Genomic DNA, 17162 nt, shown 5'->3' on the forward strand with positions numbered 1-17162 from the left:
TCAGCTCTTCAAACTGGCATAAGCCCAGTCGAGCCACGGCCCGAGCGCCTCGATGTCCGCGGTATCGACCGTCGCACCGCACCAGATGCGCAGGCCCGGCGGGGCATCGCGATAGCCCGCAATGTCATAGGCCGCGCCTTCCTTTTCGAGCGCGCCGGCAAAGGCCTTGATGAAGGCTTCGTCCGCGCCCTCGACGGTCAGGCAGACCGAGGTACGGCTGCGGGTCGCCGGATCGGCGGCGAGGTGGCCGAGCCATGAGCGATCCGCTACGATCGCATCGAGCGCTGCGGCATTGGCGTCGGAACGCGCCTTGAGCCCGGAAAGGCCGCCCAGCGACTTCGCCCATTCGAGCGCGAAGATCACGTCTTCCACCGCCAGCATCGACGGCGTGTTGATCGTCTCGCCCTTGAACACGCCTTCGCTGAGCTTGCCCTTGGAGGTCAGGCGGAACACCTTCGGCAGCGGCCATTCCGGCGTGTAGCTTTCCAGCCGCTCGACCGCGCGCGGCCCAAGGATCAGCACGCCATGCGCGCCCTCGCCGCCCAGCACCTTCTGCCAGGAGAAGGTGGTGACATCGAGCTTGTCCCAAGGCAGATCATAAGCGAAAACCGCGCTGGTCGCGTCGGCGAAGCTCAGGCCCTGACGATCGTCGGCAATCCAGTCGCCGTCGGGCACGCGCACGCCGGAGGTGGTGCCGTTCCAGGTGAACAGGACATCATTGGTCCAGTCGACGGCGGAAAGATCGGGCAGCTGGCCATAGTCGGCGCGCAGCACGGTGGGGTCGAGCTTCAGTTGCTTGACCGCGTCGGTCACCCAGCCCTCGCCGAAGCTTTCCCACGCCAGCGTGGTGACCGGCCGCGCGCCGAGCATGGTCCACATCGCCATTTCGAAGGCGCCGGTATCGGACCCGGGGACGATGCCGATGCGGTGCGTATCGGGCACCTGCAGCACCTCGCGCATCAGATCGATGCTGTAGCCGAGACGCGACTTGCCGATCTTGGCACGATGCGAACGGCCAAGCGATTCGGTGGACAGTTTGTCTGGGGCCCAGCCCGGCGGCTTGGCGCAGGGACCGGAAGAAAAGAAAGGACGCGCGGGTTTGCGCGTCGGCATCGGGTTCGTCACAATATTCTCTCCTTGCAGAGAGCTCGCGCACCGTTGGGGGAGCGTGGCCCGGCGACGGCCCTAGAGATATTCATCCGCCAGTCAAGCGAATGTCCGCAGCAACAGAAAAACGGGGAGCACAATATGCGGAATTTCCATCGGTTCGCTCTGAGCGTTGCGGCGGCCACGGCGCTGACAGGCTGTGCCGGTATCGTGCGTGACCGCATCTATCGGCCGTCGGACGTGGCGGCCGCTCCCGCATGGCAGGAACGTGCGCCGCTGGCCGTCAGCGTCCGCACCAGCGATGGCATCGAGCTCAGCGGACTGTTGTGGGAGCCGGTGGCCCCGCAGCGCGACATCATCGTCTATTTCCACGGCAATGGTGGCAGCCTGTATCGTGACGCAGTGCGCGCCGAACCGCTGGCCGCTGGCGGGCGCGGCGTATTGATGACCAGCTATCGGGGCTTTTCAGGCAACCCGGGCCGCCCCAGCGAGGCCGGCCTTGCCCGCGATGCACAGGCGTTCACGGATTTCGCGCGCAGCCGACTGCCTGCTGGCGGCCACCTTTACCTGTTCGGCCATTCGCTTGGCGGCGCGGTGGCGCTGACCGAGGCCGAGCGCAGACCGGTCGATGGTATCGCAACGCTCGGTGCGTTCACCCGGCTCGCCGATGCCGCGCCGCCCGTCGTGCGGGGCATCCTCCCCGACCGCTACGACAATCTTGCCCGTATTGCCCGGCCGGGACCGCCGGTTACTCTTTTCCACGGCACCGCCGATGCCATCATCCCCTATGCGCATGGCGAACGGCTGGCAGCGGCTGGCGGGGCGCGCGCCAGGCTGGTGCCGCTCGACGGCGGCGGACATCATGTCGATATGGCGCGGCTGGCACCGCTGGTGTGGCGTTCGCTCGCGCAAGCGCCCGCTGATCGCCCCAACCGTTAACGCGGTTTTTACCATGTCGGGCGTACCTCTGGCGCCATGTTCCGCCTCGCCGCCCCGCTCGCCGCCGCCCTCGCGCTCAGCGCCTGCCTCGGCGCGCCGGAGCGTCGCGGGGAAGCCCCGCCATCGACCAGCCGTCCCTCCGTCTCGCGCCCGGTGCTCGCCGCACCATCGCCCGAAACGCAGAGCTGCTTTGCCGACCTGCAGCGCGCCGACGTGCGTTTCACCCCGCTGCCCGATCAGGATTTCGGCGGCGGCTGCATCACCCGCGGCACGCTCGCGCTCAACGATATCGGCACGCCGACCACCAATCTCGGGCCCATGACCTGCCCGCTGGCGCGCAATTTCGTCGCCTGGGTGCGCCACGCCGTCCGCCCTGCCGCGCGGCAGGTCTATGGGCAGGATGTGGTGCGCATCGAAACCTTCGGCACCTACAATTGCCGCAACGTCAATGGCGCGGCGAGCGGCCGACTCTCCCAGCACGCCTATGCCAATGCCATCGACATTTCCGCCTTCATACTCGCCGACGGGCGGCGGCTGACCGTGCTCGGCGGCTGGAATGGCGACGATGACGCCAAGCAATTCCTGCGCCTGATCCGCGGCTCCGCCTGCCGCCGCTTCGGCACCGTGCTCAGCCCCGATTACAACAGCCTGCACGCCAACCACTTCCACTTCGACATGAGCGGACAGAATTACTGCCGGTGAATAATCCCCTCTCCCGCTTGCGGGAGAGGGACAGGTCGCGCAGCGACCAAGGTGAGGGTGTGTATGCAGCGCATCGCTCTATAACACACCCTCACCCTCGCCGCCTTCGGCGTCTTTCCCTCTCCCGTAAACGGGAGAGAGGTGAGGGATTCTTGGCACCGTAACCCAAAACCGCTAGACCTGCGCCAATGACCGATACCAAACCCAATGGCTCGCGCTTCCATAAAGCGCGCGAAGACGCCCGTTTTGCCACGCAGAACCTCTCCACCCCCCAGACCGACAGCCCGGCCTACCGCCTCGCCTTCCAGGACACCGAATTCCTGCTGCGCGAGGATCTGCGCCCGGTGCGCTTCCAGCTCGAACTGCTGAAGCCCGAACTGCTGCTCGACGAAGCGCAGATCGCCTCGATGCTGGTGGTTTATGGCTCGGCGCGCATTCCCAGCCCCGATCATGCGCAAACGCTGCTCGACGCCGCCAAGACCCCCGAAGAACAACGCATCGCCGAAAATCTTGCCGCCAAGGCACCCTATTATACCGAGGCAATGCGGCTCGCCGCGCGCGCCAGCGCGGTGCCGCGCGATGCGGCCGGCAAGCGCCATTTCGTCGTCTGCTCGGGCGGCGGCCCCTCGATCATGGAAGCCGCCAACCGCGGTGCGCATGAATGCGGCGAAACGTCGGTCGGGCTCAACATCGTGCTGCCGCACGAGCAGGCGCCCAACATCTATGTGACGCCGGAGCTCAGTTTCCAGTTCCATTACTTCGCGCTCAGGAAGATGCATTTCCTGCTGCGCGCCCGCGCCGTCTGCGTTTTCCCCGGCGGCTTCGGCACCTTCGACGAGACCTTCGAGCTGCTCACCCTGATCCAGACCGGCAAGATGAAGGCGATGCCGATCCTGCTGTTCGGCAAGAGCTTCTGGAACCGCGTCGTCGATTTCGACGCGCTGGCCGACGAGGGCGTGATCAGCCGCCGCGACCTGGACCTGTTCCACTTCGTCGAAACCGCCGAAGAGGCCTGGGCGCACATCGTCGATTTCTGGAAGGACGACCCGCTCGGCGCGCTCGCCGCTGCCGAGCCGACCCACGACTGCGGGCGGTTCTGAGGCGGCGGCTGCCGCGCGTTCTACCCGACCCGCTCAGAAATCCGGCAGCCGCTGCGCCGCGAAACCCCAGCCAACCAGCGCCTTGTTCCGGGCGCGGTCGAGCAGCGCCTGGCTGTCGGCGATGGTCCAGCGGGCGGCGGTATCGATGCCGTCGAGCTCGTCCCAACCGACCGGCACCGCGACCGGCACGGTGGAGCGGGCGCGCGCCGAATAGGGCAGCACGGCGGTGCTGCCGCGCTGGTTGCGCAGCCAGTCGATGAAGATCCTGCCTTTGCGCTTGGCCTTGCTCATCGTTGCGACAAAGCGGTCGGGCTCGGCGACGCTCAGCGCCTCGGCAAAGCGCCGGGCAAAATCCTTGTGCACGACCCACTCGTGCCCCGCGGTCAGCGGCACGACCACATGCACCCCCTTGCCACCCGAGAGCATCGCAAAGCTGACCAGCCCTATGTCCGACAGCCGGTCGGCGATGTCGCGCGCGGCGCGCTTGACCTCGGCAAAGCCCAGCCCTTCGTCGGGGTCGAGATCGAAGATCATCCGGTCGGGCCGTTCCACCGCATCGCTGCGGCTGCCCCAGCCGTGGAATTCGATGGTGCCCATCTGCACGCAGGCGAGCAGCCCCTCGACATTCTCGACGAACAGATAATCTTCCGCGCCGCCATCCTTCTCTCGGATCGCGACATGATCGACATGGTCGCCGAACGCCCCCGAATCATGCTTCTGGAAAAAGCATTGCTTGGCGCGCCCCTGCGGACAGCGCACCAGGCTGATCGGGCGACGCGCGGCAAAGGGCAGCATCAGCGGCGCAATCGCGGCATAATAGTCGGCAAGCTCGCCCTTGGTGCGGCCGCTATCGGGGTCGATCACCCGGTCGCGACTGCTGATCGCGACCGTCGCGGCGGCAGCGGGCGCTGGCTGCGGCTGCTCGGGCGTCACCGCCTTTGCCGGCTTGTCGCTGCGCAGGCCCAGAAAGCTGCCGTGCCGCACCCGCCCGTCTGCCGTGAATTCAGCGAAGGCGACCTCCGCCACCAGCCTGGGCTTGACCCAGCGGGCACCCCGGCTCTCGGCCCGCGGCACATCGACCGGCGCGGTGCCGGTGGCCAGTTTTTCCAGCTTCGCCGCCAGTTCGGCCAGCGTATCGCCGTCGAACCCGGTGCCGACCTTGCCCTTGTAGACGAGGCTGCCGTCCTCATGCTGGGCGAGCAGCAGTGAAGCGAAGGGCCGGTTCGCCGCGCTGCTCCTGCTGGCACCGACGATGACGAATTCCTGCCGCCGTGTGCATTTGACCTTGACCCAGCTCTGCGTGCGTTTGCCGCGATAGGGGGCGTCGATGCGTTTGGAGATGATCCCTTCCTGCCCGGCACGGCACATCGCATCGAACAGCTTTTCGCCCGCGCCGATGACATGATCGGCCACATGGATCGGCGGTGGGGCATCCCCCAGCAGGGCCGCCAGCCGTTCCTTGCGTTCGATGGTGCTGAGCCCGGTCAGATCCTCACCGTCGAGGCTGAGCAGGTCGAAGGCGTGGAACGCCAGCGGATTGGCCTCGTCCTCTGCGCCATGGCCGCGCTTGAGCGCGGCCTGCAGTGCGGAAAAATCCGGATTGCCATCCTGCCCCGCCGCCACGATTTCCCCGTCGATCAACGCCGGCGGCAGGTCGAGTGCGCCGAGGCTGCGCACCAGCGCCGGGAATTTGTCGGTCCAGTCGAGCCCGTTGCGGGTATGGACCGTCACCTTGTCCGCGCCGACCGAGACCAGCGCGCGATAGCCATCGAACTTGATCTCGTGCAGCCATGCGTTGCCCGTCGGCACCGCGTCGACCAGCGTCGCCAGTTGCACGGGCTGGAAGGCGGGCGGTTTGTCGCCACGCTTGCGCGGCTTGGATTCCTTGCGGTTGTGGCGGCCGGACCTCGCCATGACATCGGCAAAATCGTCCCCCGTCTTGCCCGACAGGCTGACCGATCCTTTGGTGTCGGCGGCAATTTCCGCCATCGTCCGGCCGGTCAGCACGCTGGTCAGCGCGCGGTCCACCAGCACATCGCCGCTCTGGGCATGCGCGTCGGCCAGCTTGCGCAGCAGCCAGTTCTCGCGTTTCTCGCCCGCACGCGGTTTCAGCCGGATCAGCAGCCACTCACCCTTCATCCGCTCGCCATCAAGCGTGAAATGGAGGTGCCCCTTGTCGATATCCTTGACGCTCTTGCCGTCGACCGGCGCCCAGGTGCCGCGATCCCACAGCATCACCGTGCCGCCGCCATATTCGCCCTTGGCAATGATGCCTTCGAAATCGGCGTAGGACAGCGGATGATCCTCGGTGCGCACCGCCAGCCGCTTGTCGCCGGGATCGGGGCTCGGCCCGCGCGTCACCGCCCAGCTTTTCAGCACGCCATCGACTTCCAGCCGGAAATCCCAGTGCAGCCGGGTGGCGTCGTGCTTCTGGACGATGAAACGGTTGCCGCCCGGGCTCGATTCGCGTTTGCCCCTGGGTTCGGTCGTGCGCCGGAAATCGCGTTTGGCATTATAGCTTGCCAGCGAATCGGTGCGCGCCATCGCGTCAGGCCCGCTTGCGCGTTGAGGGTTTTGCCGCGGCCTTCTTTGTCGGCGCTTTGCTCTTTGCCGCAGTGCCGCCACCCTCGCCGACCGATTTCTTGAGCGCGGCCATCAGGTCGATGATATTGCCGCCGCCGCGCGCCGGACCGTCGTCGGCATCCTCCAGCACCAGCTTGCCCTTGGCCTTGGCCTTCTTCTCCACCAGCCGCTTGACGCCCTCGATATAGCGGTCGTGAAACGCCTCGGGTTTGAACGGGCCGGTCTTCTTGTCGATCAGCGTGGTCGCAAGGTCGAGCAGGTCGGCATCGGGCTTGGTATCGGGAATGTCGCGGAAATAGCCCTGCGCCTTCTGCACCTCGTCGGCGTAGCGCAGCAGCTCCATCACCAGCCCGCGCCCGCACGGCTTGATCGAGACGAGCTGCTCGCGCCCGCGCACCGAAAGCTGGCCGACGCCGACCTTCTTCGCGGCCCGCAGCGCCTCGCGCAGCACGACATAGGCTTCCTCGGCCAGATCGTCGGCGGGAACGACGAAATAGGGCTTCTCGTAATAGAGGACATCGATGTCCTCCGCGGCGACGAACTGGACGAGCTCGAGCGTCTTGCGGCTCTCGATCTTGACCGCCTCGATCTCCTTGTCCTCCAGCAGGACATAATTGCCCTTGGAAATCTCGTAGCCCTTGACGATGTCGTCGCTGTCGACCGGCCCTACCCCGGCGGCGGTCTTCTCATATTTGATCGGCTTGCCGCTGGGTTCGTGGATCTGCCTGAAGGCGATGGCCGCACCCGATCTGGTCGCCGCGTAGATTTCGACGGGTATCGACACCAGCGCCAGTCGCAACTGGCCTTTCCAATAAGCGCGTGCCGGCATCGGCAGGACTCCTCGACCCCCTCAATCCGGCATGGGCAGGCAAGTTCCGTGACGTACCCGATGGCCGTGCAATCGCGCGTCGGACCGGCGCCACGGGCTGCCGCACTTTACCACTAACCTGGGTTACCCGCAGGGAACCCGGCCGGACGCTCATCACTTGAACAGCCCGAAGGAGTTGTTCTGCGATGGCTGACAAGAATGCAATCCAGTTACTCGCCGCAGACCACCGCGCGGTGGAGGAGCTGTTCGAAAAATTCGAATCGGCCCGGTCCTCGGCCCAGAAAAACAAGATCGTCCGCCAGATTTGCGACGAACTCACCGTGCACGCGATGATCGAGGAGGAGATTTTCTATCCCGCCGTCGCCGATGCCGTCGAAGAGGATCTGCTCAAGGAAGCCTATGTCGAGCATGACGGCGCCAAGCGGATCATTCTCGATCTGCTGAACGGGGAGCCGTCCGACACCTTCTACGATGCGAAGGTGACGGTGCTCAAGGAGATGATCGAGCATCATGTCCGCGAAGAAGAACGCCAGCGCGACAGCATGTTCGCGCAGGTCCGCAAGGACGATGTCGATCTCGATGCGCTGGGCGAAAGCCTGCTGGCGCGCAAGACCGAGCTGATGGCGATGGCAGCGGCGGGCACCCTGCCGCCTCCCAAGATGCTGACAGCGCCGACTTAGCAAGCCGCGTCAGACCTCGATCCCTCCCTGCATTTCCGCTTGCCCGTTTCGCGCGGGCCGTCTTTCCGAAAGCTCCCCCATGACCTTCGATTCTGCCGACGGCGCGCCAGTCGCCGATCAAACCGCCGCGCCCTCTAGCGACGCGGGACGCAAGCCCGTGCTGCTTTGCCTGTCGCACCTGCGCTGGCAGTTCGTGCTGCAGCGCCCGCAGCATCTGATGACACGCTTTGCGGAGCGCTACACCGTGATCTTTTGGGAAGAGGCGACCGAGCAGCCCGGCGCGCCGATGCTCGATGTGGTCCATGACAGCAGCGGCGTCATCGTTGCGACCCCGCGCCTGCCGCACGGACTCGACGCGGCGGATCGGCAGCGGCTGACCGCCGGTATGCTCGAGGAGATGATCGCCGACCGTGGCGGCGAGGTCGCGGTACGCTGGTTCTACACACCGATGATGCTGCCGCTGGCGCGCGGCATCGCCTCGGCGGTCACCGTGTTCGATTGCATGGACGAGCTGTCCGCCTTCCGCTTCGCCCCCGCCGAACTGCCCGCGCTCGAGGCCGAGCTGCTCAAGCTCGCCGATGTCGTCTTCACCGGCGGCTACAGCCTCTATGAAGCCAAGCGCGCCCAGCACGACAATATCCACCCCTTCCCGTCGAGCGTCGACCGCGCCCATTTCGAGCGTGCCCGCAGCGTCGCACGCGCCGATGGTCCGCCGCTGTTCGGCTTCTATGGCGTTATCGACGAGCGGCTCGACCTCGATCTGGTCGCAGCGCTCGCCGATGCGCGCCCCGACTATCGCTTCGAATTCATCGGCCCGGTGGTCAAGATCGACCCCGCCGACCTGCCCCGGCGCGCCAATATCGCCTACCCCGGCGGCCAGGCCTATGCCGATCTTCCGCTGTCCCTGGGTCGCTGGGATGTCGCGCTGATGCCGTTCGCGCTCAACGACTCGACCCGCTTCATCTCGCCGACCAAGACGCCGGAATATCTCGCAGGCGGCAAGCCGGTGGTGTCGACCGCGATCGTCGATGTTGAACGGCATTATGGCGATCTCAACGGCGTCGAGATCGCCGGCGGCGTGCAGGCTTTTGCCGAAGCGTGCGACCGCGCACTCGCCCTGTCGCGCACGCCGCAAAGCTGGCTGCCCGCCGTCGACCGTGCGCTGGTGTCGCTGTCATGGGACATCACCCAGTCGGCGATGCAGAAGCATATCGACACCGTCGCCGCCCGCAAGGCGCGCCAGCCCGCGCGCCATTATGACGTGCTGATCGTCGGCGCCGGTTTTGCCGGGGCGGTGATGGCCGAACGGCTCGCCAGCCAGGCGGGCAAGCGCGTGCTGCTGATCGACAAGCGCGATCACATCGGCGGCAATGCCTATGACGAGCGCGACGCCGCCGGCAATCTGATCCACCGCTACGGCCCGCATATCTTCCACACCAACAGCGCCGACATCGTCGACTATCTGTCGCAGTTCACCGACTGGCGGCCCTATGAGCATCGGGTGCTGGGCAAGGTGCGCGGACAGTTGTTGCCGATCCCCATCAACCGCACCACCATCAACAGCCTCTACGGCCTGTCGCTCGACAGCGACGATGCGGTCGAAGCCTTTTTCGCCAGCCGTGCCGAACCGGTCGACGAGGTGCGCACATCGGAGGATGTCGTGGTCGGCCGCGTCGGGCGGGAACTCTACGAACTCTTCTTCCGCGGCTACACCCGCAAGCAATGGGCGCTCGACCCCAGCGAGCTCGACAAGTCGGTGACGGCACGCGTGCCGACCCGCAGCAACACCGACGACCGCTATTTCACCGACACATTCCAGGCGATGCCGGCCGCGGGCTATACCGCCATGTTCGAAAACATGCTGGCCTCGCCGCTGATCGACGTGCGCACCGGCACCGATTACGGCGACCTTGCCGGCGTCACCTGGGACCGGATGGTGTGGACCGGCCCGGTCGACGAATATTTCGACCACCGGTTCGGCAAGCTGCCCTACCGCTCGCTGCGCTTCGAGCATGAGATTGTCGATACGCCCGGCTACCAGCCGGTCGGCACGGTCAATTATCCGTCGGAGGATGTGCCCTACACCCGCATCAGCGAGTTCCGCCACATGACCGGCGATGCCAATGCGCAGACCAGCATCGTGCGCGAATATCCGATGGCGGAAGGCGACCCCTATTACCCCATTCCGCGCCCCGAAACGCAGGCGCTCTACAAGCGCTACGAGGCGCTGGCGCGCGCGAGCGACACCATCTTCGTCGGCCGCCTCGCCACCTACCGCTATTACAATATGGACCAGATCGTCGGGCAGGCGCTTGCCGCCTTCCGCCGTGTGGAGCTCGACCGGCCGATCCGGCTCAGCGTGGCCGCCGCATGACCCTGACGGGCGAAACCTTGGCGCGCGAAAGCGCCGATGGCGCCACCGCCGCCGACTGGTTCGACAGCCCGGTGATGGCCGGTTTCGAATGCACCAGTTACCGGCGGCGCGACGGCATCCGGCTCGACGTCCAGGCCGCGACACGCCACCACCGCCGCGCGCTCGAGGATTACCGGCTGGTCCGCCGTCACGGCATGGCCTCGGTGCGCGACGGGCTGGTGTGGCACCGGATCGAACACGTCCCCGGCTGCCATGACTGGGACGATTTCGACCGGATGGTCGACGCCGCCCAAGCCGCCGGAGTCCGCGTGATGTGGGATCTGCTGCACTTCGGCTGGCCCGACTGGACGCACCCGCTGCAGCGCGGCTTCGTCGAGCGCTTCGCCGAGCTCGCCGCGCGCGCCGCCGAACGGATGGGGCCGGACGCGGCGGTGGTGCCGATCAACGAGATCAGCTTTCTCGCCTGGGCGGCCGGCGACGAAGGCTTCATGCACCCCTGCATGAAGGGGCAGGGCGACGAGATGAAGCGCGGCCTGTGCGCCGCCTTCATCGCCGCCGCCAGGGCGGTCCGCAGCGCGGCGCCTGCCATGCCGATCATGACCGCCGAACCGCTGATCGCCGTCATTCCGGAGCAGGAGGAGCATGCCGCGGGTGCCGCCGAGGCGCATGAGGCCCAGTTCCAGGCGCTCGACATCATTCTCGGCCGCGCCGCCCCCTATCTCGGCGGGGACGAGGCGCTGGTCGATGTCGTCGGCGTCAATCATTATCCGCACAGCCAGTGGATGCACCCCTCGCGCACCCTGCCCGATCAGCCGCACGCGCTCGCCCCGCTGCTGGTCGCCGCGCAGCAGCGCTACGCAAGGCCGCTGTTTCTGGCCGAAACGGGGTGCGAGGGTGCGGGCCGGGCCGACTGGTTCTTCCATGTCGCCGCGCAGGTGGAGCAGGCCAATGCCGCCGGGGCGGATGTGCGGGCGCTGTGCCTCTATCCGATCCTCAACCATCTGGGCTGGGAAGACGATCGCTACTGCCCCAACGGCCTGTTCTGCGGCGTCGGCAGCGAACGGACACTGCACGCGCCGCTCGCTGCTGCGCTGCGCCGCTGGGCCGATGGAGAGAGGCCGGAAGTCGGCCATCCGCTCGCCGCAGTGTCGCAGACCCGTGTCGGGCTCGCCGCCTGAGCATCGGCCGATAGGAAGCACGGCCCGGCGGTCTGGCGACGGCCGGCTGCAACCCTTCGACTAAACATGGGTTAATGCCTGGAGGGCTGCGGTCGCCTATGACTGCATGGCGGGGGCTGCGATGACAAGGTGCATCCTGGCCATGACAAGAGCGTACAACCCGGGCGATGCGCCGGACACGGCCGATGCGCTGGTCCGGTTCCGCCAGCATCAGCAACTGGCGCACGCCAATCTGGTGCCGGACAGCCTGTATCTGCTGCTGCGCGGCTGGGTGATGCGCTACCGCATCCTTTCCGACGGGCGGCGACAGATCACCTCTTACTATCTGCCCGGCGACATTTGCGGCCTGTACTGGCTGCACGGAGACAATGCCGGCCAACCGGTGGAAGCGGCCAACGAGGTCGAGGCGGTGCAACTGCCCTGCGCGGACGTGCTCACCACCGCGCAGGCCGATCCCGGCTATCTCGACCGGCTGACACGCGAAGTCGCCCTCGGCGCGGCGGTGCAGGCCGAACATCATGTCACGCTCGGCCGCCGCACCGCCGCCGAGCGGCTGGCGCAGCTTTTCTGCGAGATCCACTTCCGCATGGACGCCGTCGGCCTGTCCCGCACCGGGGAATGCGACATGCCCTTCACCCAGGTCGACATCGCCGACATCAGCGGCCTCACCGCCATCCACGTCAACCGCGTGCTGCAGGAACTGCGCGGCGCAGGGATGATCGAGTTGAAGGCGCGGCGGCTGAAACTGGTCGATCCCGATCGTCTCGCCCGGCTGGCGATGTTCGACCCGCGCTATCTGTCGGGTCTGGCCGGACCGCGCCTGCGCGATGGCATCCGCGATTATGCTCGGTCCCGCCAGACCGGCTCGTTCGGCAAGACCGCTGCCGCCGCCATCTGACCGGCGGACAAGACGGCTCAGCGCGCCAGCGCCTCGCGCCGCAGCGGGGTCGCCGCGGCCAGATCGTTGCGGATCGTCGTCGCCGCAACTCCGCCCTCGCCCATCGCGTGGCTGATCTGGTCGAGCCCGACCACCACATCGCCCGCCGCATAAAGACCGGCCACGCTGGTGCGCTGGTGGCTGTCGACCTGGATGCAGCCGACATCCGAGACCCGCGCACCCAGCGCCGTGGCCAGCGACGAATGCACGTCCGATCCCAGCGCCGGATAAAGGGTGTCGAACGCCAGCGCCCCCTCGGCGGTCTCAATAACGATGGCGCCGCCTTCGACAGCGCACACATGCGACGGCCCGTCGACAAGCCGGATCCCCGACCGCGCCAGCGCGTCCCGCTGCGGCGCGTCCAGGTTGTGTGCGCCATCGGGGGCGATCAGCGTGACGGTGCGGGTGAAGCCGCGCAGGAACAGCGCCTCATTGGTGCCGCGCTCGCCCGTGCCGATCACCGCCACCGCCTGGTCGGTCACCTCATAGCCATCGCAGATCGGGCAGTAGCGGATATGCCCGCTGGCCAGCGCCCTATCGTGCAGCGCCTCGTCCACCGAAGGCCGCCGGTTGTGCACTCCGGTGGCCAGCAGCACGGTGCGCGCCGCAACCACGCCCTCGCCCCATTCGGCCTCGAACCAGGCGCCGGCGCGCTCGATCCGGGTGACCCGCCCGCGCACCACCGACACGCCGAAACCGCGCGCCTGCTCGACCATCCGTGCGATCAGCGCGCGCCCGCTGATCCCGCCGGGAAAGCCTGCATGATTGTGGGTGCGCGGAATCGACAGCGCCCGGCCGTCGCCGGCATCGACCAGCAGCACGGAGAGGTGAAAGCGCGCCAGATACACCGCCGCCGTCAACCCCGCCGGCCCGCCCCCGACGATCAGGCAATCGACCCCATCCCGCGCCATGCAGCACCCCTCCCCCCGCACCGGCAGCCGACATCCCGGCGCGATCCACGGTCCGACCAGAACCGTTGGGCGGTCCTTCCGGTTCCGTAAGGGCGGACGGGCGTCGGGGGCCGGTGTCGCAAGTCGTGGTGACGGGATGGCCGCACGAGCAGCGACGCCTCGAGCTCGTCGATGAACGCTCGGCGCGATGAAACAGATCCGGGCCGCAGTCGCGCAATCATGGCTGGCCTGCGTCGCAAACGGGCTGCCTGTCATTGAACAAGAAAGCCGGATGACACGAGTCACGACCCGGATGAAATCGGTTGGGAAGCGATGCCTGTTCAGTCGAAATCCGAAACATGATCCGTTTTGCGGAAGAACTTGAATATTCGGCGTCCTTGGTCTATCGGCCCGCTCAGGTTACGGCAATGGTGCCGGATCGGAGAAAAGCATTGCTGGCAGTTACAACCTCTCGGGGCGCCTTGCCCGCTGGTTGCCAGCCCTTCTCGTAAGCGTCCCACGGCGCTGCGGCTGGGCGGGTCAACCGCAGCCGCGCTTCGATATATTTTGCAACAATCGAAGATGGCCTGTCGGCGCGATCCATCGCGTCCGCTCGGGGCTGGTGGGATATCATGAACGAACATCATATCGTCCGGAGCATGCTGCTCCGGATGGGTCGCGGCCACGCCGCGACATCGTCGATCGCCAAGACGATCATGGAATGGGCGCAGCCCCATAATGCCTGGCTGCTGCCGGGCGCGAGTGGGGACGAGGAGCCCGGCTGGGATGTGCTGATGGCCGGTCTCGCGGAGCCGGCGTCGGTCGATGCCGCGTGCCCGCAAGCACTGGTCCTGGCGTCGGATCTGGCCGACATGCTCGATCTGGTGCCGTTCGACCGCGCCCTGTTGACGCTGATGGTGGCGTGCACCCGTATTCCGCGTGTCGCATCGCTTGCCGACATCGCCATGCGGCATGGCTACGACCTGCCGACCGTGCTGGGCACGCTGGCCGGGAGCCACCCCAATGACGCCGAACGCATGGTGCGCCAGAGCGCCATATTGCGGCTGGGGCTCGTCGGCTTCAGCGCCAATTGGCAAGGCCGGCCCGAAGTCGTGATCGAATGGCCGCTCGAGCGCCTGCTGGACCGCGCGCCGACGACCGACGCCGGCATGGTCGACGCCCTGGTCGGTCCGGCGCAGGACGCGGCCCTCACTCTCGACGATTTCGCGCATGTTGCCGACGCGGACTTTCTCGTCCGGCTGCTGCGCGGTGCGGCCGACGCCGGCGCAGCGGGGATCAACATACTGATCCACGGACCGCCCGGCACCGGCAAGACCGAGTTTGCCCGCACCCTGGCGGCGGCGGCTGGCGTCACCCTGCATGGCGTTGCCGAGGTGCAGGGCGATGACGATGAGCCGTCGCGCCGCGACCGCGTCCGCGCGCTCGGGCTGGCGCAACGGCTGCTCGGCAGGCGGCGGCGTGCGGCGCTGCTGTTCGACGAGATGGAGGATATCATCGGCGACAGCGAGCGCTCGTCCGGCGACTGGTTCGCGCGCCGGGTGGGCAGCAAATTGTTCGTCAATCGCATGCTGGAGACCAATCCGGCCCCGGTCATCTGGACGACCAACGCGATCGGCAACATCGACGACGCGATCCTCAGACGGATGAGCTTCGTGCTGACCATGACAGTGCCGTCGCGCCGCGCCGCGCTGCGCATGCTCGACCGGATCGCCAGCGACGAGGGCGTTGCGGTCAGCGAAGGTCTCGTTGATCTGATCGATCGGGCACCCGAAACAGCATCGGTCCTGCGCGTCGCCGCCCGTGCCGCGCGCCTTGCCGACGATGCCGATGGCGGGGCGCGGGCGGCATCCGCGCTGGTGCGGGCACTGCGCGGCGGCGAATTGCCGTTGCCGGGCCCGGGCATGATCGATCTCGACCTGTTCGACACCGATCGGGCGCTGGCGCCGCTGTTCGACGCCATGCGCGTAACCGATACCCCCGACGTCTCGCTGCTGCTGACCGGACCGCCCGGGACCGGCAAGACCGCCCTCGCCCATCATCTCGCCCGGACGCTCGACCGTCCGCTGGTGATCAAGCGGGCCTCCGACCTGCTGTCCAAATGGGTCGGGCAGACCGAGGCGCAGATCGCGGCCGCCTTCGCCGAAGCGCGTCGGCAGGAAGGTGTATTGCTGTTCGACGAGGCGGATTCGCTGCTGCTCGACCGGAGCAGGGCGCATAATGCGTGGGAGGTCGGGCAGGTCAACGAGCTGCTGACCTGGCTCGATCGTCACCCCTATCCGGTGGTGGCGGCAACCAACCACCCCGGCTCGCTCGATCCGGCAAGCTTGCGGCGCTTCGTGTTCAAGCTGGACCTGCGCCCGCTCGGGCGCGACAGGGCCGCGAGCGCCTTTGCCCGCTTCTTCGATTGCGCCGCACCGGCGGCGCTGGCCGAGCTGACCGAGCTGACACCGGGCGACTTTGCGGTGGTTGCGCGGCAATTGCGCCATGCCCCGGCGCGCGATGCGGCGGACATCGTCGAGAGGCTGCGCCAGGAATGCCTGGCCAAGCCGGGCCGCGCCGGCCGGGTGGGCTTCTGATAGCGCATCTCCTGGCGGCCGCACCGGCCGGCGTCACGATGGCAGGCAAAGCGGGCGTCGCGGCGGGGTTACGCCTCGCCTAGCCGTGCCGAACCGGTCGCCGCCCCGGAAGCGTGACCGCGACGCCGCCGGGCGCTATCCCAGGGCGACCAGCCACCGGCCATCGTCGCGCTCGTCGAACGCGAAGGCGCGGCCGGTGAAGCGTGCGATCAGCGCGGCAGCGGTGCGGCTGTGGTCGCTCGGTTTCACGGTGGTGAAGCTGCCGGCACCGGCCATGGCGATGGGCAGCAGCAACTGGTCCTGCAGATAGGGCCCGGCGAAGGCGCCCGACGCAAGATAGCCTGCCATGCGCTTGGCCGCAGTGCTGGCGATATGTTCGGCAGGAACGCCGATCTTGCCGAAGGCGGACATCACCTCGGTGACATGCTCGCATTCGGCGGTGATCAGCAGCGCATTGCCGGGTCCGCGATCGGCCGACAGCTGCACCGGAACGAAGGCCTCGTCCGGCCAGTCGGCCAGCCGCTTGCGCGCGGTGGAGAGCTCGCGGTCGGCGACGTCGAAGGGAATGCCGGCGACCAGCGCCTCGACCTTGCCGGAGCGAAAGTCGCCGCGCTCATGGCAGGCGATCGGCGCGAGCGGCGACGGTGCGATGTCGAGCACGATCCGCCCGCCCCCACGGGGGTAGAAGCCGTGGCGCTCCAGCGTCACCGACAGGCGCGGGCCCATGCGGGCGAGGACCGGCAGCAGCGTATGGGCAAGAAATTCGAACGGCGGGGCGGAGGCCGCATGGGTCCCGCCCTCGATCACCAGGCGCGAGGGCGCGTCCGCCAGCATCAGCGGGACAAGCACGGTCTGCACGACCAGCGCGGTGGAGCCCGCCGTGCCGATGGCGAAGTGATACTCGCCCGGCACCACCGTGCCAGGGCGGAAGCTCAGCCGCCGCGACCCGACCGCCAGCCCCGAACATTCGGCCGATCCGATCACGGCTGCCGCCTCGATGGCGGTGACATGCTGGCGCATCAGGCCGGGTTTTTCCCGGCCCCCGCGAATATTGTCGATGGTGAAAGGCTCCCCGGTCAGCAGCGACAGCGCTGCCGCATAGCGCAGCACCTGCCCCCCGCCTTCGCCCTCGGAACCGTCGATGGTGATCATGACTTGTCTCTTGCGATTCTCGATGGCGGTGTCGATCGCATGATTGCGTCGGATTTCGGTTCAGTGTGAGCCGAAAATTGTGGGACGGCGTGAC

13 protein-coding genes are annotated in these 17162 nt (G+C 67.3%); 8 read left to right on the forward strand and 5 right to left on the reverse strand.

Going from position 1 to position 17162, the window contains the following annotated elements:
- Positions 1 to 1113, reverse strand: coding sequence for a phosphoserine transaminase (locus tag AC0QC4_RS02910; protein ID WP_483658642.1), 1113 nt, complete (start codon positions 1111 to 1113; stop codon positions 1 to 3).
- A 135-nt stretch (positions 1114 to 1248) separates the two neighbouring features.
- On the opposite strand from AC0QC4_RS02910, the gene AC0QC4_RS02915 reads away from it, so the two are divergent.
- The 3 genes from AC0QC4_RS02915 (at position 1249) to AC0QC4_RS02925 (ending at position 3848) form a co-directional block, all read left to right on the forward strand.
- Positions 1249 to 2046 carry an alpha/beta hydrolase gene (locus AC0QC4_RS02915; RefSeq protein ID WP_483658213.1) on the forward strand — a complete coding sequence of 266 codons (798 nt, stop codon included), beginning with the start codon at positions 1249 to 1251 and terminating at the stop codon, positions 2044 to 2046.
- A gap of 36 nt (positions 2047 to 2082) precedes the next feature.
- Positions 2083 to 2748, forward strand: coding sequence for an extensin-like domain-containing protein (locus AC0QC4_RS02920; protein ID WP_483658214.1), 666 nt, complete (start codon positions 2083 to 2085; stop codon positions 2746 to 2748).
- A 188-nt stretch (positions 2749 to 2936) separates the two neighbouring features.
- Complete coding sequence (locus tag AC0QC4_RS02925; RefSeq protein ID WP_483658215.1) at positions 2937 to 3848, forward strand: LOG family protein; 912 nt, start codon at positions 2937 to 2939, stop codon at positions 3846 to 3848.
- Between the two features lie 33 nt (positions 3849 to 3881).
- On the opposite strand, the gene ligD is transcribed toward AC0QC4_RS02925, so the two are convergent.
- Complete coding sequence (gene ligD / locus AC0QC4_RS02930; protein ID WP_483658216.1) at positions 3882 to 6392, reverse strand: DNA ligase D; 2511 nt, start codon at positions 6390 to 6392, stop codon at positions 3882 to 3884.
- A gap of 4 nt (positions 6393 to 6396) precedes the next feature.
- Positions 6397 to 7260: a non-homologous end joining protein Ku gene (gene ku, locus AC0QC4_RS02935; RefSeq protein WP_483658217.1), complete on the reverse strand. Its 864-nt coding sequence runs from the start codon at positions 7258 to 7260 to the stop codon at positions 6397 to 6399.
- A gap of 185 nt (positions 7261 to 7445) precedes the next feature.
- Here ku and AC0QC4_RS02940 point away from each other — a divergent pair, with 185 nt between their 5' ends.
- The 4 genes from AC0QC4_RS02940 to AC0QC4_RS02955 all read left to right on the forward strand — a co-directional run bounded on the left by AC0QC4_RS02940 (position 7446) and on the right by AC0QC4_RS02955 (position 12390).
- Entirely contained in the window at positions 7446 to 7940 is a 495-nt protein-coding gene (locus AC0QC4_RS02940; RefSeq protein ID WP_483658218.1) for a hemerythrin domain-containing protein, read from the forward strand.
- Between the two features lie 79 nt (positions 7941 to 8019).
- Positions 8020 to 10314 (forward strand): UDP-galactopyranose mutase, encoded by a 2295-nt coding sequence (gene glf, locus AC0QC4_RS02945; RefSeq protein ID WP_483658219.1) that lies wholly within the window; start codon positions 8020 to 8022, stop codon positions 10312 to 10314.
- Positions 10311 to 11492: a hypothetical protein gene (locus AC0QC4_RS02950; RefSeq protein ID WP_483658220.1), complete on the forward strand. Its 1182-nt coding sequence runs from the start codon at positions 10311 to 10313 to the stop codon at positions 11490 to 11492. The genes glf and AC0QC4_RS02950 overlap by 4 nt, the downstream gene beginning before the upstream one ends.
- Positions 11493 to 11634: 142 nt before the next feature.
- Complete coding sequence (locus AC0QC4_RS02955; protein WP_483658221.1) at positions 11635 to 12390, forward strand: Crp/Fnr family transcriptional regulator; 756 nt, start codon at positions 11635 to 11637, stop codon at positions 12388 to 12390.
- Between the two features lie 17 nt (positions 12391 to 12407).
- Here AC0QC4_RS02955 and AC0QC4_RS02960 read toward each other — a convergent pair whose 3' ends face one another.
- Complete coding sequence (locus AC0QC4_RS02960; RefSeq protein WP_483658222.1) at positions 12408 to 13340, reverse strand: NAD(P)/FAD-dependent oxidoreductase; 933 nt, start codon at positions 13338 to 13340, stop codon at positions 12408 to 12410.
- A gap of 611 nt (positions 13341 to 13951) precedes the next feature.
- On the opposite strand from AC0QC4_RS02960, the gene AC0QC4_RS02965 reads away from it, so the two are divergent.
- The gene (locus AC0QC4_RS02965) at positions 13952 to 15916 is read left to right on the forward strand and encodes an AAA family ATPase (RefSeq protein ID WP_483658223.1); all 1965 of its coding nucleotides are present in this window, start codon (positions 13952 to 13954) and stop codon (positions 15914 to 15916) included.
- A gap of 135 nt (positions 15917 to 16051) precedes the next feature.
- On the opposite strand, the gene rtcA is transcribed toward AC0QC4_RS02965, so the two are convergent.
- Positions 16052 to 17068, reverse strand: a complete 1017-nt coding sequence (rtcA, locus tag AC0QC4_RS02970) for an RNA 3'-terminal phosphate cyclase (protein WP_483658224.1) — start codon at positions 17066 to 17068, stop codon at positions 16052 to 16054.
- Positions 17069 to 17162: the final 94 nt, after the last annotated feature.

It is taken from the genome of Sphingomonas sp. jy18, from assembly GCF_056931895.1.